This is a genomic window from Streptomyces paludis (assembly GCF_003344965.1).
In the GTDB taxonomy this organism is placed as follows: domain Bacteria; phylum Actinomycetota; class Actinomycetes; order Streptomycetales; family Streptomycetaceae; genus Streptomyces; species Streptomyces paludis.
Genome location: NZ_CP031194.1, coordinates 4,664,635 through 4,687,635 on the forward strand (window position 1 = coordinate 4,664,635; position 23,001 = coordinate 4,687,635).

Below are 23,001 nucleotides of genomic sequence, written 5' to 3' on the forward strand. Positions count from 1 at the left end.
CGCCCTCCTGGCCTCGGACGCCCTGCTGGGGCCGGCGGAGATCCGTGAACTCGCCTCGGTGCTGGGCGTACGCCCCACCAAGCAGCGCGGCCAGAACTTCGTCATCGACGCCAACACCGTCCGCCGGATCGTCCGCACCGCCGGAGTCCGCCCCGACGATGTCGTCGTGGAGATCGGCCCCGGGCTGGGCTCGCTGACACTGGCGCTGCTGGAGGCCGCCGACCGGGTCACCGCCGTAGAGATCGACGACACCCTGGCGAGCGCGCTGCCCGCGACGATCGCGGCCCGGCTGCCCGCGCGCGCCGACCGCTTCGCGCTGGTGCACTCGGACGCGCTGCGGGTCACCGAGCTGCCGGGCCCGCCGCCGACCGCGCTGGTCGCGAACCTCCCGTACAACGTGGCCGTACCGGTGCTGCTGCACATGCTGGAGCACTTCCCCACCATCGAGCGGACCCTGATCATGGTCCAGGCGGAGGTCGCGGACCGGCTGGCCGCCGCCCCGGGCAACAAGGTGTACGGAGTGCCGTCCGTCAAGGCCAACTGGTACGCGGACGTGAAGCGGGCCGGCGCGATCGGCCGCAATGTGTTCTGGCCCGCGCCCAATGTGGACTCGGGGCTGGTCTCGCTCGTCCGCAGGGCCGAGCCGCTGAAGACGACGGCCGCCAGGACCGAGGTCTTCGCGGTCGTCGACGCGGCCTTCGCACAGCGTCGTAAGACCCTGCGGGCCGCCCTGGCCGGCTGGGCGGGCTCGGCGCCGGCGGCGGAGGCGGCGCTGGTCGCGGCGGGGGTGTCGCCGCAGGCGCGCGGCGAGTCGCTGACGGTCGAGGAGTTCGCGCGGATCGCGGAGTCGAAGGGCGCGGGCGAGTGAGTACGGAGCGGGAGCGCGAGCGGGAGCAGGGGCGGGAACGGGTGTCGGCCCAGACGGAGGCACAGGTGCCGGCACAGGTACCGGCACAGGCAGAGGTACCGGCGCAGGTACGCGTACGGGTCCCGGCCAAGGTCAATGTGCAGCTGGCGGTGGGCGCCGCCCGCCCCGACGGCTTCCACGACCTGGCCAATGTCTTCCTCGCGGTCGGGCTCTACGACGAGATCACCGTCACCCCCGCCGACGCCCTCCGCGTCACCTGCGCGGGCCCGGACGCCGCTCAGGTCCCCCTCGACACCACGAACCTGGCCGCCCGCGCGGCCCTCGCGCTGGCGGAGCGGCACGGCATCGACCCGGCCGTCCATATCCACATCGACAAGGACATCCCCGTCGCGGGCGGTATGGCGGGCGGCAGCGCGGACGGCGCCGGAGCCCTGCTGGCCTGCGACACCCTGTGGGGGCTCGGCTCCTCGCAGGACGAACTGCTTGCCATCTGCGCCGAGTTGGGCAGCGACGTACCGTTCAGCCTGATCGGCGGCGCGGCGCTGGGCACGGGCCGGGGCGAGCACCTCACCCCGCTCGATGTCGGCGGCGGCTTCCACTGGGTGTTCGCGGTCGCGGACGGCGGTCTCTCCACACCGACGGTCTTCCGCGAGTTCGACCGGCTCACCGAGGGGACGGACGTCCCGCTCCCGGCCGCCGACCCCGCCCTCCTCGCCGCGCTCCGTACGGGCGATCCCGTGGCGCTCGCGGCCACCCTCGGCGGCTCCAACGGCCTCCAGCCCGCGGCCCTTTCGCTGCGCCCGTCCCTGGCGGACACCCTCGCGGCGGGTACGGCGGCGGGCGCCCTGGCGGCCCTGGTCTCCGGCTCCGGCCCGACGACGGCCTTCCTGGCGAAGGACGCCGACACCGCGGCGGCCGTGGCCGAGGCGCTGACCGCCTCGGGGACCTGCCGTACGGCCAGGGTGGCGACGGCACCGGCGCCCGGCGCGACGGTGGTGTCGTAACCGAACGACGCCGAACGACGCCGGCCGCGCCCGGGGGAGTGGTGCGTGATCCCCGCCCGGACGCGGCCGACGTACGTACTGCCGATGCGTGCCTGCTTGCTTGTTTGCCTGCCTGCTTCAGTCGCTTACTTCAGGCGCTTACTTCAGCAGGTACGCCTTGATGATCGTGACCTCGTAGCTGTTGCCGCTCTTGTCGACGAGCTTCGCCTTGAAGGAGACCGACGTCGCCTTCTTCGGGTGGCTCAGCTTCAGGCTCTTCTTGCCGCTCTTCGCGGTGGTGACCGGAGCCTTCGCCCACTTCTTGCCACCGTCGTAGGAGACCTGCACGGCAAGGGACTTGAGGCTCTTCTTGGCCGCGCCCTCGATGGTCAGCGGTACGGTCAGCTTCTTGCCGGCCGAGGCCGTGCTCGCCAGGCTCAGCTTCGGGCTGAAGCGGAGCGAGGAGAGCGGCAGGTTCGCGGTCTTGTCGCCGGTGAGCTTCTTCGTGTTGAAGGTCCAGGTCGCGATGTGCCGGGTGGTGACCGGGAACACCGTGGAGGAGCGGGTCGCGTCCGTGGTGACCTTGGCCTTGGCCGCCTTGTTGGGCAGGCCCTCGTACGCCCCGCACAGCTCGTCCTTGACGTCGGCGATCTTCTTGCCGTCGACGGTGACCGTGGACCGCTGCTTGCTGACGGTGGAGAAACCGAGGTGCCCGGCGCCGTCGGAGTGCTGCGCCACGCAGAAGAACAGCATCTGCCCGATCTGCTCGTACGTGGTGAAGCGGCTGCGGTCCACGGAGGGGCTGAACACCCCTACGTTATAGGTCTTGTTGTACGTCTTCTTCGCCGTGTAGGCCCTGTTCGTGGTGTCGTTGAGGTACAGGTACGAGCCCTTGCGCGCCTCCTGGTAGACGTTCACGTCCCAGCCGATGCCCTTGGGCGTGGTGACGTACGTCTTCGCCGTGCCCGGGAGGGCGAACGAGCGCGTGCTTGAGCTGAAGCCGCGCTCCTCCTTGTCGAGCCAGCCGACGTCGAGGGAGACGGTGCTCTTCTTGACCGGGGATCCGATCTTGACGTTCAGCAGCGCGAGTTCACTCTTGGCGGTCTTGTGGGTGAACCCGGTGGAGAGCGAACCCGCCTTGGTGTAGAGGAGGTTGTAGTTGGTGCTGCCCTTCAGCCACTGGCCGCCGACCAGCGAGTTGAACTGCTTCGCCGGCAGCCCCGAGCCGATCTGGAGGGTCCTGAAACCGGCGAAGGACCGCATGATCGAGCCCTGGCCGTAGTCGAAGTCGGGCCGCTGAAGGGTGTAGCTGATCAGCGCGCTGTTGATCTTCGCGGACTCCGGCGCGGTGATGTTGACCGGCTTCGCCTTGCGGGCGTCGAAGGTGTACGTGGCGTTCTTGGTCACGCTCACATTCGGCTGGACGATCATCGCGGAGTCGCCCTTGGGCGTGTTCACCGTGGTGTCGATCAGATACGAGCCCCTGGGGACACGGATCTTGACGACACCGTCACCGTCGGAGTCCCAGGCGGGGTACTGGACGTCACGGGTGCGGTCGACGACGCTCGCGAAGGACTCGACGGGCTTGCCGTTCGTACCGATGAACTTCAGCGTGATGTCGTACGACTCGACCTCGCGCTCGACGGCGAAGGACGTACGGACGACCTGACCGGCGCCGCTGCCGGTGCCGCTGCCGTCGTCGGTGGCCGTGGCGACGACCGAGCCGGTGAAGACGCCGTCCACGGTGCCCACGGAGGTGTTGGCGATGAGGCCGACCCGCGCGGTACCGCCCGCCGGGACGGTGACCCGCGGCGCGCCGGTGGTGAAGAAGCCGGCCGGGGCCGCCTTGCCCTTGGGGCCGGTGGCCTCCACCGCCAGATCGAGGGTGACGTCCCGTGTACCGGTGTTGGCGTACGTGATCTCCTTGGTGACCGGCTTGTCGTCGGTGTGCGGCCACGGTGTGACACCGAAGTTCAGCCCGGCCTGCTCACTGACGACGGTCTGCGTGATCGCCTTCGTCAGATCGGCGCGCCCGGTGCCCTGCTGGAACGCGGTCAGCCCGGCGGTCGGCTTGGCGGACGAGATCAGCGCCTGCTTGATGCGCTGGCTGCTCCAGTCCGGGTGCTGCTGGGCGAGGATCGCGGCGGCGCCCGCGACATGCGGGGTTGCCATGGACGTACCGGAGAGCGATACGTAGCCGTCGGCGGCCGGTTCACCGATGAAGCCCTTGGCGGCCTTCGCGGCGACGATGTCCACACCGGGCGCGGTGATGTCCGGCTTCAGCGAGCCGGTGACCGTCGGACCCACGCTGGAGAATCCGGCGAGCTGGTCCTTGCGGTCGACCGCCCCGACGGTCAGCGCGGAGACGGCGCTGCCCGGGGAGTCGATGGTCCCGGAACCGGGGCCGTCGTTGCCTGCGGCGATGACGAAGAGCACGCCCTTCGACGCGGACAGCTCGTTGACGGCCGCCGTCAGCGGGTCGTTCGTCCCGCCGTCCAGACCGCCGAGGCTCAGGTTGCCGATCTTGGCACCCTGGTCGGTGGCCCACTGCATACCCGCGATGATGCCGGAGTCATCGCCCCCGCCGTTGTCGTCGAGAACCTTGGCGTCGATGATCTTCGCACCGGGCGCGACGCCCTTGTACTTCCCGCCCGACTTGGCGCCCGAGCCGGCCAGGATGGACGCGACGTGCGTGCCGTGGCCGAAGTGGTCGACGATATTGCCGGAACCGGAGAAGTCCTTCTGGACGATCTCGGCACCCTTGAGGTCGGGGTGCGTCTGGTCGACCCCGGTGTCCAGTACCGCGACCTTCACCCCCGTACCGTCGAAGCCGGCCTGCCACGCAGCCGGCGCGCCGATCTGCGGCACACTCTTGTCCAGCAGCGCCTTGCGCTTGCCGTCCAGCCACACCCGCTCGATCCCCGGCGCCACTTCGCGCCCCTCGACGCCCGGGTCACCGGGCGCGGTGAGCGCGTGCCAGACATCGGCGGTGTCCCCCTTGGGCGCGGTGAGCGCCTCACCCCGTACGGCGGGCAGATTGCGGCGTACGGAGACATCCGCGTCCGCGATCGCCGCCTTCGCCCGCGCCTTCTGCCGCGCGTCCTTCGCGTACGACACGATCAGCGGGAGCGAGGCCCGGTGCGCGTCGTCGTACTCGGCCTCGATCAGCCGCGTCACATCGAACAGCCGCCGGTCCAGCCGCCCCTGCGCGACAAGCGCGGCGGCATCCGCCGGCACGACATAGGTCGCGCCCCCGTCGTACCGGACCGATATCCGTATCCCTTCCCGCCCTTCGGCGGCCTCCACCTGCCCCACCCGGCCCTTGGCGTCGACGTGGACGCGGTCACCGGTGATGAGGGTGACGACGGTGGGCGCGCCACCGGCGGCCGCGGTGGCGGCAGCGGCGGTACGGGCGGCATCTGCTGTACGGGCGGCATCTGCGGTGCTCGCGCCCGTGGACGCCGTGGAGGCCGTCGCCGGGGTGAACCCGGTGGCCAGCCCGGCGGTGAGCAGCGCCGCGACCATGGCTGCGCCGGTTCTCCGGCTGGTGTTGATGCTGCTTCTGTTGTTACTCCTGCTCCTGCTGCTGAACAACTCGTCCCCCCAGGATGAGTGCACACCTCGTTTGCCCGTTCGCACCGCCAACTAAAACGCCCTACTGGGTAGTTGGGTGGGCTATGTCGGGCTGTCGTCTTGGACGTGGAGATGAGCAACAGCCTCGGATGGTTCCCATCGATCCGCCCCATTTTTCCGGAACCATTGCTTCCGGCGGGGTGAGGGGGCGCGGGGATCAGAACTGCTGCTGCGAGACGCCGGGCGGGAGGAGGCAGGGGGTGTTGACGATCAGGACGAGGAGGGAGTCGTCGATGTCCTCGGCCGAGATGGCCTGGTGATCTTCCGGGTGCTTCGCGTCCACCAGGTTGGCGGGGTTCTTGCTCGCATCGGAGCGATAGCCGACGATCTCGAACCCCTTCCGCTTGAGGGTGTCCCTGATCGCGCGGATCGCCTGTGCGTGCTGTTTCTTGGGCAGTTTGGCGCGCACGCTGTAGCGGAGAGTGAAGCGCCCGTCGCCCGCGACCTCGTCCCTTTCTCCCACACAGTGGGTGAAGGACGCAGCGGAAAGTTCGGGGTCGGTCTCGGGCTGGATCTCGGCCTTTGCGGTGCGGGCCATGGATTCGGTCCAGTGTCTGGCCCATTCCTCGGCCTTCACCTTGCTCATGCGAGGCAGTGGATCGTTGATCCCGTTGTCGGACATGCAGCCTCCCAGCAGCAAGGTCAAGGCCAGGGCGGTGGTGATCCGGCGCGGTACGGATGAGGAGACGGTCTGCCCGCGCGGCATCAGCCCAGTCCTCCGTCTCGCGGGTCCTTGCCCGCGATAATGCGCCCCTGGTTCTCCAGACTCAGGCTGCCGTCATCCCAGTAACCGCTGTGGCCGCCGGTGTCCACGTACATTCTCTGGGCACCGAATCCTGGATCTTTGGGGTCCGGACCCAAGGTCAGGCCCGACGCGTGGTTGGAGATGTGGTCATTCGAGGCCGCGCCGACCCACAAGTGCCGTGGATCGATGTGGAGTTGCTCGGCTCGGCCGACCGTCAGCCCCGGACTTCCGACCACCACCATGTCGTCGGCGTCCAGCCCTCTGCCACCGGCGTCGGCGGCGCCTGCCGTGGTGGAGCCGTAGCTGTGGGCGAGTACGGTCAGGTGGGTGGGGGCGCCTTCATGGCCCGCGCGGAGGCCGTGGGTGAAGTCGCGGAGGTCCGGGGCTCCGGCCAGTGCCCGTTCTTGGGTGACGATGCTGTTGTTGTACTCGGGGGCGTTGTAGCCCAGCCAGGCGATGACTGAGACATCGCGGCCCTTACCCACACTTCGATCTCCCGCCGCGTTCTGCAACTTGTTCACCCGATCGATCTGGCCACCGAAGTTCTCCAGTTGGCTGTTGGTCCCGGGAACGAGTACGGCGGTGTGCCGGGCCGTGTCCGGATTTCCGATGGCGACGATGGCCCGGCCGTCGCTCTCGGTGCTGAAACCGAGCAGATACATCCGCTTGTGCGCGGCGCCCGAATCCGTAGCGTCCATACGGCTCTTGAGGTCGAGGAGGGCGCGGTAGCTGCTTCTGTCGTGGTGGCCGAGACCGTTCTCGCGCAGGTCGTAGTCATTGAGGCGCATGTCCAGTACGGCACGGTTCGCCAGATCCCTGGTGCCGGCGGGCAGGCCGTCCAGTGCGCCGATCCGCTCGGGGAACGCGGCGAGGTAGAAGTCGCGAACGTCCTCGTCGAGCGCGGCCCACCAGCGCGCTGACCGGCGCGGGCTCTTTCCGTCCGGGATGTCCTTCTCGCTGAGGCCGGTGAATTCGGCGACCAGCGCCGCGTCTTTGCGGGCGTTGTCCGCGCCGTACTGTTTGCCGAGGTCGAACGGATCGATCTGGTGCAGGATCTCTCCCGCCCGATAACTCGCGGTCTCGGCTTCGGTGACGGCCTGTTCGATACGGGCGCGGAATTCCCCGAGCCCGGAATTGGCACGCCGCTGGATCTCCGCGTACTCCGGATCGTGGCGGTGCCTGGGGTCGACGGCCGTCTTCGGCTCGACCCAGCCGTCAGCCGCGACCTTGTGCCCCGCCGCCTCGGCATCGGCCACGGCGTTCCGCAGTGTGCGCTGGGCTGCCGCCATTCTGGTGTGGAGAGTGTCGAGAACGGTGCTGATCAGCCGCGCGTTCACCTGCCCGGTGCCGAGCTTGCTCTCGGTGGCGCGCAGCGCGTCGAACCCGTACGAGGCGCTGACCCCGGTCCAGCCGGCCTCGTGGAGCGGCCCGGTCACCCGCCCGCCACTACCGGTCTTGGTCCTTCCGAGTGTGGTGGCGAGTCTCTTCCAGGCGGCGGTGGCGGCGTCCAGGTCGGTGAAGTCCTGCGCGAGGAGCTGAGCGAATTTCTCCGGCATACGGCGGTGTCACCAGCCCGCAAAGGAGCTGCGGACTTCCTCCTCCATGATGTCCCGGCCGTTCGCCAGTATCCGCATGCCGGACGCGTGCGCGCAGAGCCGGTCGCACACCGTACCGAGCGCCCGGCCCCAGCCGTCGCTGGTCTGACCCATCCGGGGCGCCGCGTCCCAGCCGCGTAAGGACGCGGCGGCGGTGGACAACTCGTCCACCGCCTTCTTCAGGACCGGTTTGAGATCGGTGACCAGGTCGTCGGCGGCTCCGGCCGAGGCCCTGAGGTCCTTTACGGAAATGCTGAGGTCCGATGCCATGTTTCTCCCACTCCGCCTCTGGGCTGGCGCCTAGGACCGCGCGGTAGCGGTACAGCGGTACAACGGCGCAAACGGGCGCCCATAGTGGCGCGGCCCGTTCCTTGGGCGCAAACGGTTCAGGGGGGTTTGTGCGGATGACGGTGACCGACGTTGACGATGGCGTTGACGAGTGCCTGTGGGCGGGTGTAGGGGGTGTAGGTGCGGGTGGGCTGTTCCCTGCGGGTCAGAGCGGAACTCTGTCGGGGGTGGGTCGGTGGCGGAGGTTGTGGACGTGGGGCCGCCCCTCCAGCTTTGAGTGTCGCGCTTCCGGGCCGGGTATCAAGGGCGCTCCTTCGTCGCGTCGGCTACGCCGATTCCGCTGCGCTCCACCCTTGACACCCGGCCCTCCAGCGCAAGTGCGGGTGCGGGAGGGGCGGCCGGGGGGAAGGGGGGCCCAGGAGGTGGTGCCGTGCTGCCACTCGGCTCAGGGTCCGGCGGGCGGGTGGGCCCTGCGGGGCTGCGCGACAGAGGAATGGGGCGGCCCGACACCGGCTCAGCGGCTGACGGTCCGCTGTGTGCTGAGACTCAAGCCCCGCTGGTCACCGTTGCGTTGTGGTGCCCGGAAGGCGGGTGGGTTCTGCTGTCCGGCCGGGTCTGCGGGCCGCCCTCCTGCCGATCCGCCCCAAATGGTCCGGTTTGGTGGGCGGTTGGGGGTCTTCTCGGGCGGCACATGTGTCCTCAGGTGCGTTAGCGGCACTCCTGGACGCATGGACGGCCTTCAGGGGCCCACTCACCGCCACCCGCGTCTCAGTAACCCCACAACCCACACTCGGTGACCAGCGGGCTTGGGTCGCAACCAGCAGCGGACGGTTGGCCGCTGAGCCGGTGCCGAGTCGCCCCATTCCTCTGCTGCGTAGCCCCGCAGGGCCCACCGGCCCGCCGGACCCTGAACCGAGTGGCAGCACGGCACCACCCCCCGGGCCCCCTCCCCCCCCGGCCGCCCCCTCTCCCGTACACGCGCCGGAAGGGGAGGTGTCAAGGGCGGAGCGCAGCGGAGTCGGCGTAGCCGACGCGACGGAGGAGCGCCCTTTACTCCTCCCCTGGAGGCGCGACACTGGCAGGAGGAGGGGCGGCCCACCCCGCACCAAGCGTTCAGCGCCTCGCCCCCGTACACCCCGGTTACCTCTTGGTACTGACCCGCAGGCAACAACCCCACAGAAAGTGGTCGCCCGGGCCGCCCGGGCCGCCGGGCTCACCAAGACAGCCACGCCGGCAAGTGACTCCCCGCAAGCCCGGTCAGTTGAAGACGACCAGGTCCGTGCGGACCCGGAGGCCGCTGCTCCAGGCGACGTTGACCCTGACGGTCACGATCCCGGCGGCGGGAACGATGTTCGCGACCGTGATGGGCGCGGCGCCCAGGAACCGTACGCTGTTGCCGTCGATCTCGCTGGCCGCGACGAGGACCGTCGAGTTCGCGTTGATCACGCTCCAGGTGATGGGGTAGTCGACCCAGCCGCTGTACGCGCCCCAGTTGACCCAGCCGCGCCAGATGTCAACGACATTGCCACCGGCGGCGACGCCCTTGGTCAGCTCGGGCGCCTCCACATCGGTTGCCGGTGCGGTGATGATGGACATAGCGGTCCCCTCTCTTCCCGGGCGGACCCATGCCCCGGCCGGCCACTCCGACCAGGGAGCCCTTCCATAACTCTGAGTGTCCAACCCATCGCACTACGCAACAACCCCTCGAAGGAGTGAACCTCCCACCAACGCGCCCGCACCGGAGCGGCCACAACCACCCCCTCGTGATACAGCCCCGCACAGAACGCGTGCGTACCACCAAAGGCGCCGCCCCCTCACATCTCCTGCGCTTGGCCGAATCCTTCTGTTCCGCCTCCAGGGTGTCTGGACATCGACGGGCAAGCCACTGTGCAATGGCACGCAATCGGCTCCGTATGGGGAGGACGCCATGCAACTGCGGTTCGTAGGTATCGACCCGGAGACGGGCACATCCAACTCGCCAACCGTGTGGTTACGAGAGAGGGCCGAAGAGCTGGTCTTCCAGGGGTGGAAGCCTGACGCCGAACTGGAAAGGGAATGCGCCGCATTCCACGTTCCGGGTCACGCCGTGGGCATCCCCTCGGACGAGACCGTGGTCCGGATTCCGTTCCGGATGATTTCAGTCTTGAGGGAGGCGTGTGATGCGGCAGAGCGGGCAGCAGCCCAGCTTCGAGGAGCTCATGGCGGCGACGACGCGGGCGGCCGTGCATCTGGAGATGCGTGACGCGTACGGGGTGAGCGACGAAGCGGACGACTTCCGGCACTGGCGGCAAACCGGCGAGCGGGACGTGGACCCGGCCTCCGCATACTGGGGGCCGTGGGTGTCGCTCGTGAAGGACACCGTGCGGCGTGGCGTTGAGGTCCGCCGGGTCCGTATCGTCTCCGAGCCGGTCTCGGACTACATCAGGTACGAGCACGCCGGCACCGTCGTCAACACCGGGGCCGGGGAGAACGTACGGTGGCTGCCGCGCCGGCAGGCGTCCGCCCTGGCCCTGCCGGGCAACGACTTCTGGCTCTTCGACGAGGAGACGGTTCTCTTCAACCATTTCGCCGGTGACGGCGAGGTGTCACCCGAGGGCCGCGAACTCCGAACGGAACCAGCCGTGGCGCGACTCGCGGCACGCGCCTTCGCAGCCGCCTGGGCCCTCGCGACTCCCCACGACCACTACAGAATCTGAGCACGATCACCGGACCGGACAGACCCACCCATGGCTTACTCGCACCACCCCGAAGCACTCGACAGCGTCGAAGAGGTCCGCAGGGCTGTGGCCACTCAGCTGGGAACGATCAGGAGGGATGCGGGCCTCACCGGACTTGAGCTGGCCGAGCGGTGCGGCTGGCACGCGTCGAAGCGGTCGCGTATCGAGAACGCGCGCACCCGGCCGTCGGACGAGGACATACGCGCCTGGTGCCGCGCATGCGGCGCCGATGAGCAGATTCCCGACCTCATCGCGTCCTCACGCCATGCCGACTCGATGTACCGCGAGTGGAAGCTGGTCCACAGTCGCGGCCTCAAGAAGGCTCAGGACTCCGTCGTACCTCTGTACCTGCGTACCGAGCACATGCGGGTGTACTGCTCGAACGTCATCCCGGGCCTCGTCCAGACCGCGGGCTACGCCACCGCGCTCCTCAGCTCCATCGCGTCATTCGAGAACGTCGCGAATGACGCCGAGGAAGCCGCGATCGCGCGCGTCGCACGATCGGAGATCATCTACGACGCGCGACGGCGTTTCGCGCTGCTGATCGAGGAAGACGTCCTGTACTTCCGTTTCGGGGACGCCGACGTCATGTCCAGGCAACTCGCCTATCTGCTCTCCGTCATGACGCTGCCCAACGTCTCCCTCGGGGTCATTCCCCGGACCGCGGTCCGCGAGATGTGGACACTCGAAGGCTTTGTCATCTACGACAACATCCAGGTGCAGGTCGAAACCCTCTCGGCCGACATGAACATCAAGCGCCCCGGCGAAGTCACCGTGTATCAGCGCGCGTTCAGCAAGCTGTCCCAGATGGCGGTCCACGGCAGCGCCGCGCGGGCCCTGATCCATGAGGCCCTCGGCACACTCGGTTGACACTCAAGGGTGATTCACATGCAATCTTGTGCAATCTCATTGCTCGGACGGTGCGCGAGTTCCTACCTTCGAGCCACGACACACGACCACGGCTCAGACTCATGGAGGTACGCATGAGCACAGCAGTCAGGCTCAGGACCCGTGACCCGCGGGTCATCCTCAACGCGTTACAGGACCGGGTTCCGCATCTCGTCGCGGACGTCGGTGTGGAAGATCTCTGGGAACGAGAGGTCCGGCTGCTGCTCCGGGACAGTGTGGCCGTCCGCAGCCTGGCGGAACGCATCCTCGGCCAGGGAGTCGCGTATCTGGTGACCGCCATGGAGCACCCCGGCACGGACATGGGTGTCGGCTGCACCGTCGACATCGGCGTCCATCAGCTCATCCTGGACACGCCTCTCTACTTCGCGTTCTGCGAGGAGTACAACGACGGCCGCTACAAGCATCACGCTCCCCTCATCGAGCGGCGCCGCGACGGCACGGTGACGCGGACCGCCGAGTTGCTGCGCGGGAACGGGTTCGCGGTGGATGAGGAGCTGTGGTCGGTGGACGCGTCGGACTGCTCCCCGTGCGACAACAAGGTTCCCGACAGCCACTGACCCCGATAGGTACGGGGCCGCTCTCCGTCCTCGTCCGCAGGACGGAGAGCGCCCCCTTCGCGCACCACTCACCGACCCGCCCAGAGGAACACGTTGCCCGCACAGCACAACATCGACCACGAGCGCGAGCTGTGGGACGCCTTCGCGCTGAGTACCAAGGACAAGGTCTTCGCCTCCGAACCGGTCTTCCGCTGGACGCAGTACGCCGGCCACGGGCCGGGCGCCGAACTTCTCGGATCGCCCAGGACCGCGCTGGAGATCGGCTGCGGTACGGGCCGGGCGCTGGCGCACCTCGTCCGGCAGGGCGTCAGGGCGACCGGGGTGGACATGTCGCCGGTCATGGTGGAGCACACCACCGCACGCTGGGGGCCGGACGGCGTCCGCTTCGTGTGCGCGGAGGTGCTGGAGCATCTGCGGGCCGAGTCGGAGACGTACGACGCGGTCTACTCCATCTTCGGGGCCGTCTGGTTCACCGACCCGGAGGAACTGCTTCCGCTGATCGTCCAGCGGCTCAACCCGGGGGGCGTCCTGGTCTTCTCCCACCCGCCCGCCATCCCCGGCGCCTACGGCCCCCAGGGCATGTACAAGGGCGGCTTCGCAGGCCCGGCGCGCTATACGTACCGCTACAGCCATACCCCCGGGACCTGGGAACGGCTTCTCCTGAACGCCGGCTTCGCCGAGGCCGACGCCTGGATCCTCGACGCCCCGACCGCCGGGCACATCGGCACCCTGATCGCCCGCGCCACCGTCGTCTCCTCCGCCGCCTGCGCCCCCTCGGCCCCTGCGCCACTCAAGCCACCTCTGCCTCCCAGTAGCTGACGACGCCACACGAACCGTGCCCGCCTCCGCAGTGGAGGCGGGCACACAGCGGGTGGCTGTCCTCGCGCAGTCAGACGCCCGCCGCGTCCTTCGCCGGCGCCACGACGGTCGCCGCCGCCGTGTGCTCCGGGCCGCTCTCGCTCAGGCCGAAGCGGTTGTGGAACGTGCGCAGGAAGCCGGGCGCGTACCAGGCCGAGCGGCCGAGGAGGCGCATCGCAGCCGGGACCAGGACGCCGCGTACCGCGATGGCGTCGATGAGGATGGCCAGCCCGCTGCCGAGGCCGAACATCTGCATGAAGCTGATCTTGGCGACGCCGAAGGCGAAGAAGCTCACCGCGAGCAGGAAGGCCGCCGCGCTGACGATGCGTCCGGTGTGGCCGAGGCCGTCGATGACGGCGGTCTCGTTGTCCGCGCCCAGGTCGTGGAGTTCCTTGATGCGGCTGGTCACGAACACCTCGTAGTCCATGGACAGACCGAAGGCGATGCAGAACATCAGCACCGTCATCGCCATCTCCATCGGCTGCGGCGTGAAGCCGAGCAGGCCGGAGAGGTGGCCGTCCTGGAAGATCCAGGTCATGACGCCGAGGGTGGCGGCGAGGCTGATCCCGTTGAGGACCAGCGCGCGCAGCGGGTGCACGACGCTGCCGGTGAAGAGAAAGAGCAGGACGAAGGTGGTCAGGGTGATCAGGGCGACGGCGATCGGGAGCCGGCCGCCGATGGAGTCCTTGGAGTCGACCAGCGCGGCGTCGTTGCCGCCGACCAGGGGCTGGGATCCGGCGGGCGGGGTGACCGCGCGGACCTTCGCGACGAGGGCCTGGGCGGCGTCGGACTTCGGTTCCAGTGAGCTGATCACACTGATCCGCTGTGCGTCGGGGCGGCCGAGGGCGGCGCTGGCGGGGCCGGGTGGTGCGGACGTACCCCCGGCGTAGGTTCCCGTACTGGCCTCGACGCGGGCGACGCCCGGCAGCGCGGCCAGTTCGGTCGCGTACGACTCCAGTGGGGCCTTGCTCACCGGCGTACCGATGACGATGTTGAGGGCCGCGTCCTCGCTGCCGTCGAAGTTCTCCCGCAGCGCGGTGGAGACCTGCCGGCTCCCGGCGTCCTCGGGCAGGACGCGCTCGTCCGGCGTACCGAAGGTGATGCCCAGCAGCGGGCTCGCCGCCAGCAGCAGCACCGCGAGTACGGGCAGCGCGGTGACTCCGGGACGGCGCATGACGGTACGGGCGAGCCGGCCCCACAGCGGATCCCGGTACAGCGGATCCCGGTCGCCGGAGCGGTCCTTCTCCGCGTACGGCTTCGCGTACGGCTTCGCTGACGACTTCGCCCACGGCAGCCGCCCGCTGTTGACGCGATGCCCCAGTACGGCCAGCAGCGCCGGCATCACGAACAGGGTGCCGACAGCCGCGATGACGACGACCCCGACACCGGCGAAGCCGAAGGAGCGGAGGAAGTACTGCGGGAACACCAGGAGCGCGGCGAGCGCGGCGGCCACCGTGGCGGCGGAGAAGGCGACGGTCCGGCCGGCGGTGCTCACCGTACGGCGGACGGCGTCGTCCACGCTCGACCCGGCGGCCAGCTGCTCCCGGAAGCGGCTGACCATCAACAGGGCGTAGTCGATGCCCAGTCCGAGGCCGAGGGCGGTGGTGAGGTTGGTGGCGGTGTCCGCGACGTCGGTGACGCTGCCGAGGACGAAGAGCTGGGCGAACGAGCCGACGATGGCGATGGTGGCGATGGCCAGCGGCAGCAGGGCCGCGACGACGCTGCCGAAGATGAGCAGGAGCAGGATGAGCGTCAGCGGAATGGCGATGGCCTCGGCCAGGATCAGGTCGTCGACCACCTGCGCCCCCAGATCGCTGCCCACGGCGGCCCCGCCGCCGGCACCGACCTCCAGCGCGCCCTTGTACGGGCCGGTGTACGGGCCGGTGTACGTGGCGAGCAGCTCCTTGGCGTTGTCCCGCTGCGTGGTGTCGTCGCCGGTGACATGGGCGAGCACCATGGCCTCGCGGCCGTCGCGGGAGCGCAGGTCGGGGCTGTTGGTCTCCCAGTACGAGACGACGTTGGTGAGGTTCTTCTCCTTCTTGAGCCGGTCCACCAGGGACGCGCCGTCCCGCGCGGCGGCCGGGTCGTCGACGCGGCCTTCGGTGGCGCGGACGAGCAGGATCAGGTTCGTCTCGCCGCCGAACTTCGCGTCGATGACCCGGGCGGCCCGGCTGGACTGCGAGGCGGGGTCGTCGAAACCGCCTCCGCGCAGCTTGCCGAAGGCACCGGCGCCGAGCGCGGCCATGAGGGCGACGGCGACGGTGGCGACGACGAGTATCAGCCGGGACCGGCGGATCGCCAGTTCGGCCAGACGTTCAAACACGTGCGTTCTCCTTAGGACCATAAGAACAAACAGGACACGCCGAGGGATATGAGGGCATGTCAGAGACCGTGCTGTGCAAGGGAGTCGGCGCGTGCGGTGTCGCGTGGTGGCGGTGCCGGGTGGTGGCAGTGTCGCGGTGTCGCACTCTTCGTCGCCGGGAACGACGTTAGCCAGGCGGCGGGTTGTTGAGCAGTAGGAGATTTACCTGACGGTGTCAGATTTTCCTCATGGATCGAGGTGCTTCGATACCGCGACCGTCACCGCCGTCGTACGGTCATCGCATGCCCACCGCAGCCGAACACGTGCCCGAACCCCGCACCGCCCCGCCCTCACTGCGCCAGCGGCGCAGGGCCGTAGCCGTCCAGGAGATCGTGGACGCCGCCGAGCGCCACCTCGCCGAGCACGGACCGGCGGCGCTGTCCCTGCGCGCGGTCGCCCGGGACCTCGGGATGACGGTGCAGGCGCTCTACCACTACTTCCCGAGCCGGAACGCCCTGGTCACGGTCCTCATCACCAAGGGGTACGACGACCTGACCGAGGCCGTACGGGCCGCCGTCGACGCGGTCGCGGGCGACACGGCGCCGGGCGACTCGGTGGCCGTCGTCACGGCGACGGGCGACACGGCCGTACTGCCGCGCTTCGTGGTGGCCGCCCTGGGCTACCGCCAATGGGCCGTCGACCATCCCGAACGGTTCCAACTCCTCTACGGAACACCGCTGCGAAGCTACGAGGCCCCCGCCGAGGGCCCCACCACACAGGCCACGCGCCGGATGGGCGCGCTCTTCCAGAACGAACTGTTCGCCGGCCGCACCACAGCCCAACTCGCCGCGGCCGGCCCCTTCACCCTCTCGCCCCCGCTCCGGTCACACCTGGAACGCCTGAGCCCCCAGGGCCCCGACGCCCTGCCCCCGGCGGCGGCCTCGCTCTTCCTGAGCGCGTGGGGACATCTGCACGGCCTGGTCACACTGGAGGTCTTCGGCCACACGGCCTTCATCGGCAGCCACCAGGCCGAGATCTTCCAGACGTCGATGCTCACCATGCTCGAAGACATCCACCACCGAATCCCGGGCCCCGCCGGCCCGACCGGCCGGTGAGACTCCGGTCCCGGCCCGGTCGATCCCAATCCGCGCTGTCAGAAAGGTGGTTCGGCGGAGTGGGTGCCGCCCCAAGCAGGTGCGGTCGGAGTGGTCGTCGGCTGCTGGAGGACTCGTACGGCGTCCTTGACGCGGCCGAGGTCGATGAGCCGCTCGGCGCGCAGAGACCTGTTGAAGCTCGTGTGCTGTTCGAGGACCGCGGCGGCTTCCTCGGTGCGGCCGGCTCCGGCGAGCAGGTCGGAGAGGGCCGATGCCGCGTACCAGGTGCCGCCCTCGGGGTGTGCCCCCGCCTGCTCGATCGCTTCGTCGAGCAGGCCGCAGCGGGCCATGAGCGGAAGCAGCAGACGGAAGAAGTCCCAGTCCTCCTTCCCGCCGCGGCGGGCCTTGAGGGCGTCGAGATGGGCGAGGCCCTCATGGGCCCGGCCATGGTCGGCGTACAGGGTGCACAGCTCGTGGACGATCCAGTCCTCCGCGCCGCCGGGCTGTTCGGCGAGCGTACGCAGCACCTCGATCGCCTCCTCGCTCCGTCCGTGCCGGAGCAGGAGCTGGGACAGCGGAACGGCCGCATGCCACATGCCTTCCCGCGTAGCACCGAATGTCCGGTAGGCGGCGATCGCGCCTTCCGTGTCGCCGCGTTCGTCCAGCACTTCGGCGAGGCGCCGCACGGCGTGCCCGTGGTGCTCGGAAGCCGCGTACGCGCGCAGTTCCGCGATCCGGTCGTGCCTCGCCAGCAGGTCGGCCAGCTGGTCACGGTCGTTGACCGAGGTGGAGTCACGGGTGTGCAGCAGGGCGATCGCCTCCTCGGTCCGGCCTTGCCGTTCCCGGATGATGGCGAGCAGTTCGACCGCGTTGAACGGTTCGCACCGGAGGTTGCCGCAGTCGGGGTCGTCGCACGCGGGGACCGCCGCTTCCACCCGGGCCGTCAACAGGGCCGCCGCTTCCTCGTCCAGGCCCGCCGCTTCGGCGACGTCGACCAGGCATGCGGCGAGGAACCAATCCTGGATGCCGGCGCGCAGCAGCATGAATGCCTCGCGGCCGCGGCCGTGGCGTGCCAGCAGTCGCGCGAAGAAGACCAGCACCAGCCGGTCCCCGGCCTCCGCGTACGGGCGGGACAGCGCGATCGCCTCCTCCACCAGGCCGTAGCTCTCCAGCAGCTCTGCCCGGGCCCGGATCGCCGGCCACCAGTGCGTGGCGGTGTAGGGATCAAGCACCTCCAATGCCCGCTCACGCTCGCCCCGGCGCCCGAGCAGCCGCGCCCACTCCAGCGCGCAGAACCACTCGCCGCGGCCGGCCTGGAACTCCACTTCTCGCTCATGACCGAGTTCGAGAAGCCGTGCCACCAGCAGCGGAGGAACGCAGCCCGTCAGCGTCCGGGCCCGGTGTTCAAGATCAGCAGCGTCCACGACAGAGCACTCTAGCCATGAGCCCTGAGCCACTCCGGCGCGCGGCCGGCGAGAGTGCCGATGCGGCCGGCAGGTGAACGGGTGGCGGGTGGCGGGTGGCGGAACGCGAGTCCGGCCCCGGTGGATGTTGGAGGACATCCACCGAGGCCGGAAGGGTTGATCCTATCGTCCTACTCCGAGGCGATCGCGTTCAGGACGTTCATCCGGCCCGCGCGGAACGCCGGTACGAGGGCTGCGAAGAGGCCGACGAAGGCGGAGGCGATGAAGACCGTGAGGATGGTGGGCCAGGGGATGTCGAGGACGCCCATGCCCTCCAGGGCCAGCAGCTTCTGGGCCGCCGTGCCCCAGCCCATGCCCAGGCCGAGGCCCAGCAGGGCGCCGAAGAGGGCGATGACGACGGACTCCAGGCGGATCATGCGGCGCAGCTGGCGGCGGGAGAGGCCGATGGCGCGCAGCAGGCCGATCTCGCGGGTGCGTTCGACGACCGAGAGGGCCAGGGTGTTCACGACGCCCAGCACCGCGACGATGATCGCCAGCGCCAGCAGGCCGTAGACGATGTTGAGGAGCTGGCCGACCTGGTCGCGCAGTTCCTGCTTGTAGTCGGCCTGGTTGCGGACCTGGTACTGCGGGTACGGGGCGAGCGCGTCCTTGAGGGCCGCGTACGCCTGCTTCTCCTTGCCGTCCGCCGCCTGGGCGAACATGAGCAGGTTGTCGGGCACCTTGTCCGCCGGGAGATACCGCCGCGCGGTCTCGATGTTCGTGTACATCGAGTGCTTGTCGATCGCCGTGTCGTCCGAGGTGATCGCCGCGACCTTCAGCTTCGCCGTCTCACCGCCCTTGAACGCGACGGTCAGCTCGTCGCCGAGCTTCACGCCGTGGCTCTCGGCGTAGGTGTCGCCGACCGACATCGCGTCCTTCCCGTACGCGGCGGACAGATCGCCCGCGACCGTCTCGCGGCGCAGATCCTCGGGGTACGTGGGATCGGCGGCGGAGAGGGCGAGGCTCTCGGTCTTGCCGTCGGGGGAGGTCAGTTTGGCCTCGACCCACTTGTACTGGGTGACATGGTCGAGGTCCGGGGACTTCGCCAGGGCCTCCTGGGCCTGCGGGACGATCGTGGCGCCGCTGTCCGACTGGACGATGAAGTCCGCGCCGACCGACCGGTCCAGCTCCTGCGTCGCCGAGGCCAGCATCGACGAGCCGACCACCGACAGACAGGCGACCAGGGCCAGCCCGATCATCAGGGCCGCGCCGGTGGCCCCCGTACGGCGCGGGTTGCGCAGCGCGTTGCGCTCCGCCATGCGGCCGACCGGGCCGAACATCCGCAGCACGACCGCGCTCAGCGCCCGTACCAGACCACCCGCCAGCAGCGGGCCGATCACCACGAAACCGAGCAGTGTGAGGACGACCCCCAGCCCCAGATACGCCGAGCCCTCGCCCGCCTTGTCCGCCCGCGCCGCCACCAGCAGCGCCGCACCGCCCAGCACCGTCAGGACGAGGCCGACGATGCCCCGGACACGCCCCGCGCGCCCGTCCGCCGGCGTGCCCGCGTCGCGCAGCGCCGCCATCGGGGAGATCAACCCGGCCCGCCGGGCGGGCACATACGCGGCGAGGACCGTGACGACGACACCGAGGAGCAGCCCCAGCACCGGCGTCGTCCACTTCACCGTCAGATCGTCCACGGACAGCTCCATGCCCATGGCCGACATCAGCTTCATCAGCCCGACCGCGATCCCCACGCCGGCCGCGACCCCCGCCACCGAACCGACGATCCCGAGCAGCACCGCCTCCAGCAGCACCGAGCGGTTGACCTGCCGGCGGCTGGAACCCAGCGCCCGCATCAGCCCGATCTCCCGGGTCCGCTGCGCCACCAGCATCGAGAAGGTGTTGACGATGAGGAAGATGCCCACGAGGAAGGCGATCCCGGCGAAGCCGAGCATCGCGTACTTCATCACGTCCAGGAACGACCCGACGTCCGACCGGTTCTCGTCCGTGGCCTCCTGCTGTGTCAGTACTTTGTACGAGCCCGGGTCCGCCCCCAGCACCGCCGCCACATCCCGCTTCAGCTCGGCATCCCCGACTCCCGGCTCGGCCGAGACGTTGAGATGGGTGAACCGTCCGGTGGCGCCCAGCAGCGCGCGCTGAGCCGTCTCCCTGTCGAAGAAGAGGATCGTCGCACCCGGGTTGGTCACCGTGAAGGTCACGATCCCGGATATCTCCGCCGTCACATCGCCCGTCGGCGTGATGGTCCGCAGCTCGTCGCCGAGCTTGAGGTCGTGCTTGCGGGCGGTGTCCGCGTCGATCATCATCTCGTTCGGCCCGGCCGGCTCATGACCCGAGGTGATCTTCATCGAACGGAGGTCGTTGCGCGTCCAGTTGCCCGCGATCGTCGGGGCGCCGTTGCTGCTGCCCAGATTCTTGTTGTCGGAGTCGACGACGGTCACGCTCTCGCTGTGGACAGCGCCCTCGACCGACCGCACACCGGGCGCCTTCTCCACCGTACGGACGACGGCGGCGGGCACCGTGTCCGGCCGGCCGTTACCACCGCCCGGACCGTTGCCACCGCCACCGTCGCCGTCGTCGTCCGTCTTCGGAACGACCGTCACATCCGGCGCCGACACAGCGAACAGCTTGTCGAACGTCGTGTTCATCGTGTCGGTGAAGACCAGCGTGCCGCTCACGAAAGCCACCGACAGCAGGACCGCGACGGCGGAGAGCGCCATCCGCCCCTTGTGCGCGAGGAAGTTGCGCAGCGAAGTCCGGAACACGGTCACGAGGTCCGCCCGCGCGCGTCGAAGTCCTTCATCCGGTCGAGCACCGCGTCGGCCGTCGGCCGGAGCATCTCGTCCACGATCCTGCCGTCCGCGAGATACAGCACCCGGTCCGCGTACGACGCCGCCACCGGGTCGTGCGTGACCATCACGATGGTCTGCCCCAGGTCATCGACCGACCTGCGCAGAAAGCCCAGCACCTCGGCGCCGGCCCGCGAGTCCAGATTCCCCGTCGGCTCATCACCGAAGATGATCTCCGGCCGCGCCGCCAGGGCGCGCGCCACCGCCACCCGCTGCTGCTGACCGCCGGACAGCTCCGTCGGCCGGTGGCCCAGCCGGTCGGCCAGCCCCACCGTGTCCACCACCTGCTGAAGCCACGCGGCGTCCGGCTTGCGGCCCGCGATGTCCATGGGAAGCGTGATGTTCTCCAGGGCGTTGAGCGTCGGCAGCAGATTGAACGCCTGGAAGATAAAGCCGATCCGGTCCCGGCGCAGCCGCGTCAGATGCTTGTCCTTGAGCGTCGTTATCTCGGTCTCGTCGAGGAAGATCTCCCCCGACGTGACCGTGTCCAGACCCGCGAGGCAGTGCATCAGCGTCGACTTGCCGGAGCCGGACGGCCCCATGATCGCGGTGAACTCCCCCCGGGCGATGTCCACATCGACATGGTCGAGGGCGACCACCCGGGTCTCCCCGGCGCCGTACGCCTTCAGCACCTGGCGCGCCCGTGCCGCGACGGCCGTACGCCCTCCCGTACCCCCGTGCCTGGGGATGGTCACAGCCGTTGTCACGGTATGTCTCCTATATCGCCGGACGCACCGTACGTTTGTCCGGCGCGCGCTCCGAGTCTGCTGGTCACGGGGGGTGCGGCACGATGGTGCCCGGCGCAGTCTTCCGCCGGGGGTTTCCCCCACCCCCGGGCCCCGGCGAGCCCCCGCTCCCCGGGGCGCCGCCGGTGCCCCGCCCCGCTCGTCCCCGTAAGAAAACGATAGGGAGCGGCCGGTGCCCTTCTCCTCCTCCGGCGGTACGACCGGTCCCCAGGCCGAAGTAAGGAGTCCCCCCTAGGGGGCTCCACCCCCCGCTGGAGCCCCCTGACAGCCGCACGGTGGACTCTGCACCCTCCCCCTGCGGAAGGTGCAAGGCCGGCGCCAGGAAACGGCCCCCGGCAAACCCCGGCGGACCCCGAAGGACCCCTGAGCACAGAGAACAGGGCCCCTAGGGAGTCGACTCCCAGGGGCCCTCGGCCGACGTCCGGCAACCGGCGTCCGGCAACAGCGGTTCGCCGCGCTCAGTCCGCCGTCGGAGCCCGGCCCGTCAACGCCGCCAGGCTGTTCCGTACGTGCGCCATGTGCGCCCGCATCTCCTCGCGCGTCTCCTCGTGCTCCCGCACCAGCCGCTCCGTGTCCCGCATGACCCGCTCGGCCCGCACCCGCGCCTGCGCCATCAGCTCCGCCGCCGTGTCCTGCGCGTCCTCCTGACGGTGCCGCGCCTGCTCCCCCGCCTCGGACAGCATCCGGCGGGTCTCCACGAGCCGCGCCTCCGCCGACGCGACCAGCGCGTCGCTCTCCGCCTCCAGCGCGACCCCCCGCCGGTCGAACTCCCGGTCATCGGCGGCCAGCATCTCGCCGTGCTTCTTCTCCAGGTCGTCGATCACCCGCTGCGTCCGCCGGCGCACATCCGTCAACGCGTCCAGTGACTCGGCGCGCTGCGCCTCCGTCTCCGTCCGCGCCTCGCCCCGGATGTCCTCGGCCGAATCCAGCGCACGCTCCGTGGCCTCGGAGGCATGCGCCTCCGCCGCCGCCCGTATCTCCTCCGAACGCTCCCTGGCCGCGTCCCGCAGCCGCCGCGCCGACTCCTGAGCCGCGTCCAGAACCGCCTGGCACTCCTCGCGGACCTCGCGCCGTACGGTCTCGTCCTCCGCCTTCGCCAGCGCCAGGATCTGCTGAGCCCGGCGGCCCAGATTGTCGTACGTCGGCTGCTCCAGCGCGGCGACCCGCTCGGCCAGCAGCGCCGACTCGGTCTCCATCCGCTCCGCCTGAGCGGTCAGCCGCTCCACCCGCTCCCAGGCGTCCTCGCAGTCCTTGGCCAGCGCCGCGATCCGCTGATCAACCTGCTCGGGCCGGTAACCCCGACCCCACACGGACGCGAAGCCATGAGTCGACAATGGTGCAGCACCCATCTTTCAGCCCCTCTCGGACACACAACGCGACACACAACCCTTCAACACAGCCAGAGCCGGCCACCGCCGGATACGACCGGGGCG

The 23,001-nt window shown here is 69.7% G+C and carries 18 protein-coding genes; 8 read left to right on the forward strand and 10 right to left on the reverse strand.

The genetic code is table 11. The annotated features are described in order from the left end of the window. The first annotated feature begins 7 nt into the window (after positions 1-7). Positions 8-868: a 16S rRNA (adenine(1518)-N(6)/adenine(1519)-N(6))-dimethyltransferase RsmA gene (gene rsmA / locus DVK44_RS20755; protein WP_114665319.1), complete on the forward strand. Its 861-nt coding sequence runs from the start codon at positions 8-10 to the stop codon at positions 866-868. A 65-nt stretch (positions 869-933) separates the two neighbouring features. Continuing rightward, the gene (locus tag DVK44_RS20760) at positions 934-1,872 is read left to right on the forward strand and encodes a 4-(cytidine 5'-diphospho)-2-C-methyl-D-erythritol kinase (RefSeq protein WP_114665318.1); all 939 of its coding nucleotides are present in this window, start codon (positions 934-936) and stop codon (positions 1,870-1,872) included. A gap of 138 nt (positions 1,873-2,010) precedes the next feature. Here the strand turns inward: DVK44_RS20760 and DVK44_RS20765 are convergent, their stop codons facing one another. From DVK44_RS20765 to DVK44_RS20785, 5 genes are all read right to left on the reverse strand, one after another. Next, positions 2,011-5,376, reverse strand: coding sequence for a S8 family peptidase (locus DVK44_RS20765; protein WP_114661005.1), 3,366 nt, complete (start codon positions 5,374-5,376; stop codon positions 2,011-2,013). A 265-nt stretch (positions 5,377-5,641) separates the two neighbouring features. Next, on the reverse strand, positions 5,642-6,190 hold the full coding sequence (locus DVK44_RS20770) for a hypothetical protein (RefSeq protein ID WP_228447289.1): 549 nt from the start codon (positions 6,188-6,190) through the stop codon (positions 5,642-5,644). Then, the gene (locus tag DVK44_RS20775; protein WP_114661006.1) at positions 6,190-7,785 is read right to left on the reverse strand and encodes an alpha/beta hydrolase; all 1,596 of its coding nucleotides are present in this window, start codon (positions 7,783-7,785) and stop codon (positions 6,190-6,192) included. The genes DVK44_RS20770 and DVK44_RS20775 overlap by 1 nt, the downstream gene beginning before the upstream one ends. A 9-nt stretch (positions 7,786-7,794) precedes the next feature. Next, on the reverse strand, positions 7,795-8,094 hold the full coding sequence (locus DVK44_RS20780) for a hypothetical protein (protein ID WP_114661007.1): 300 nt from the start codon (positions 8,092-8,094) through the stop codon (positions 7,795-7,797). A gap of 1,275 nt (positions 8,095-9,369) precedes the next feature. Then, a complete protein-coding gene (locus DVK44_RS20785; protein WP_114661008.1) occupies positions 9,370-9,708 on the reverse strand; it encodes a hypothetical protein in 339 nt (112 codons plus the stop codon). A gap of 331 nt (positions 9,709-10,039) precedes the next feature. Between DVK44_RS20785 and DVK44_RS37235 the strand changes: the two genes are divergently transcribed. The 5 genes from DVK44_RS37235 to DVK44_RS20810 all read left to right on the forward strand — a co-directional run bounded on the left by DVK44_RS37235 (position 10,040) and on the right by DVK44_RS20810 (position 13,114). Next, complete coding sequence (locus DVK44_RS37235) at positions 10,040-10,354, forward strand: hypothetical protein (RefSeq protein ID WP_114661009.1); 315 nt, start codon at positions 10,040-10,042, stop codon at positions 10,352-10,354. Then, complete coding sequence (locus DVK44_RS20795; protein WP_114661010.1) at positions 10,272-10,808, forward strand: DUF6879 family protein; 537 nt, start codon at positions 10,272-10,274, stop codon at positions 10,806-10,808. Before DVK44_RS37235 ends, DVK44_RS20795 begins: the two co-directional genes overlap by 83 nt. A gap of 30 nt (positions 10,809-10,838) precedes the next feature. Then, positions 10,839-11,699 (forward strand): helix-turn-helix domain-containing protein, encoded by an 861-nt coding sequence (locus DVK44_RS20800; RefSeq protein ID WP_114661011.1) that lies wholly within the window; start codon positions 10,839-10,841, stop codon positions 11,697-11,699. A 101-nt stretch (positions 11,700-11,800) separates the two neighbouring features. Beyond that, on the forward strand, positions 11,801-12,295 hold the full coding sequence (locus DVK44_RS20805) for a hypothetical protein (RefSeq protein ID WP_114661012.1): 495 nt from the start codon (positions 11,801-11,803) through the stop codon (positions 12,293-12,295). 93 nt (positions 12,296-12,388) lie between these two features. Further along, positions 12,389-13,114, forward strand: a complete 726-nt coding sequence (locus tag DVK44_RS20810; protein WP_114661013.1) for a class I SAM-dependent methyltransferase — start codon at positions 12,389-12,391, stop codon at positions 13,112-13,114. Positions 13,115-13,184: 70 nt separating this feature from the next. Here DVK44_RS20810 and DVK44_RS20815 read toward each other — a convergent pair whose 3' ends face one another. Further along, a complete protein-coding gene (locus DVK44_RS20815; protein WP_114661014.1) occupies positions 13,185-15,476 on the reverse strand; it encodes an MMPL family transporter in 2,292 nt (763 codons plus the stop codon). 281 nt (positions 15,477-15,757) lie between these two features. Here DVK44_RS20815 and DVK44_RS20820 point away from each other — a divergent pair, with 281 nt between their 5' ends. Further along, positions 15,758-16,570: a TetR/AcrR family transcriptional regulator gene (locus DVK44_RS20820; protein WP_114661015.1), complete on the forward strand. Its 813-nt coding sequence runs from the start codon at positions 15,758-15,760 to the stop codon at positions 16,568-16,570. A gap of 38 nt (positions 16,571-16,608) precedes the next feature. Here DVK44_RS20820 and DVK44_RS20825 read toward each other — a convergent pair whose 3' ends face one another. From DVK44_RS20825 to DVK44_RS37665, 4 genes are all read right to left on the reverse strand, one after another. Further along, positions 16,609-17,973, reverse strand: a complete 1,365-nt coding sequence (locus DVK44_RS20825) for a tetratricopeptide repeat protein (protein WP_114661016.1) — start codon at positions 17,971-17,973, stop codon at positions 16,609-16,611. Between the two features lie 170 nt (positions 17,974-18,143). After that, positions 18,144-20,744 (reverse strand): ABC transporter permease, encoded by a 2,601-nt coding sequence (locus tag DVK44_RS37660; RefSeq protein WP_114661017.1) that lies wholly within the window; start codon positions 20,742-20,744, stop codon positions 18,144-18,146. Beyond that, positions 20,741-21,529 carry an ABC transporter ATP-binding protein gene (locus DVK44_RS20835; protein ID WP_114661018.1) on the reverse strand — a complete coding sequence of 263 codons (789 nt, stop codon included), beginning with the start codon at positions 21,527-21,529 and terminating at the stop codon, positions 20,741-20,743. Before DVK44_RS20835 ends, DVK44_RS37660 begins: the two co-directional genes overlap by 4 nt. A 497-nt stretch (positions 21,530-22,026) precedes the next feature. Next, positions 22,027-22,878 carry a cellulose-binding protein gene (locus DVK44_RS37665; RefSeq protein ID WP_162793980.1) on the reverse strand — a complete coding sequence of 284 codons (852 nt, stop codon included), beginning with the start codon at positions 22,876-22,878 and terminating at the stop codon, positions 22,027-22,029. Positions 22,879-23,001: the final 123 nt, after the last annotated feature.

Excerpts from the sequence above, each read along its gene's own strand:
- DVK44_RS20765 (WP_114661005.1), bottom strand. The coding sequence starts at position 5,376 with ATGGTCGCGGCGCTGCTCACCGCCGGGCTGGCCACCGGGTTCACCCCG.
- DVK44_RS20770 (WP_228447289.1), bottom strand. The coding sequence starts at position 6,190 with ATGCCGCGCGGGCAGACCGTCTCCTCATCCGTACCGCGCCGGATCACC.
- DVK44_RS20775 (WP_114661006.1), bottom strand. The coding sequence starts at position 7,785 with ATGCCGGAGAAATTCGCTCAGCTCCTCGCGCAGGACTTCACCGACCTG.
- DVK44_RS20780 (WP_114661007.1), bottom strand. The coding sequence starts at position 8,094 with ATGGCATCGGACCTCAGCATTTCCGTAAAGGACCTCAGGGCCTCGGCC.
- DVK44_RS20785 (WP_114661008.1), bottom strand. The coding sequence starts at position 9,708 with ATGTCCATCATCACCGCACCGGCAACCGATGTGGAGGCGCCCGAGCTG.
- DVK44_RS37235 (WP_114661009.1), top strand. The coding sequence starts at position 10,040 with ATGCAACTGCGGTTCGTAGGTATCGACCCGGAGACGGGCACATCCAAC.
- DVK44_RS20795 (WP_114661010.1), top strand. The coding sequence starts at position 10,272 with ATGCGGCAGAGCGGGCAGCAGCCCAGCTTCGAGGAGCTCATGGCGGCG.
- DVK44_RS20800 (WP_114661011.1), top strand. The coding sequence starts at position 10,839 with ATGGCTTACTCGCACCACCCCGAAGCACTCGACAGCGTCGAAGAGGTC.
- DVK44_RS20805 (WP_114661012.1), top strand. The coding sequence starts at position 11,801 with ATGGAGGTACGCATGAGCACAGCAGTCAGGCTCAGGACCCGTGACCCG.
- DVK44_RS20820 (WP_114661015.1), top strand. The coding sequence starts at position 15,758 with ATGCCCACCGCAGCCGAACACGTGCCCGAACCCCGCACCGCCCCGCCC.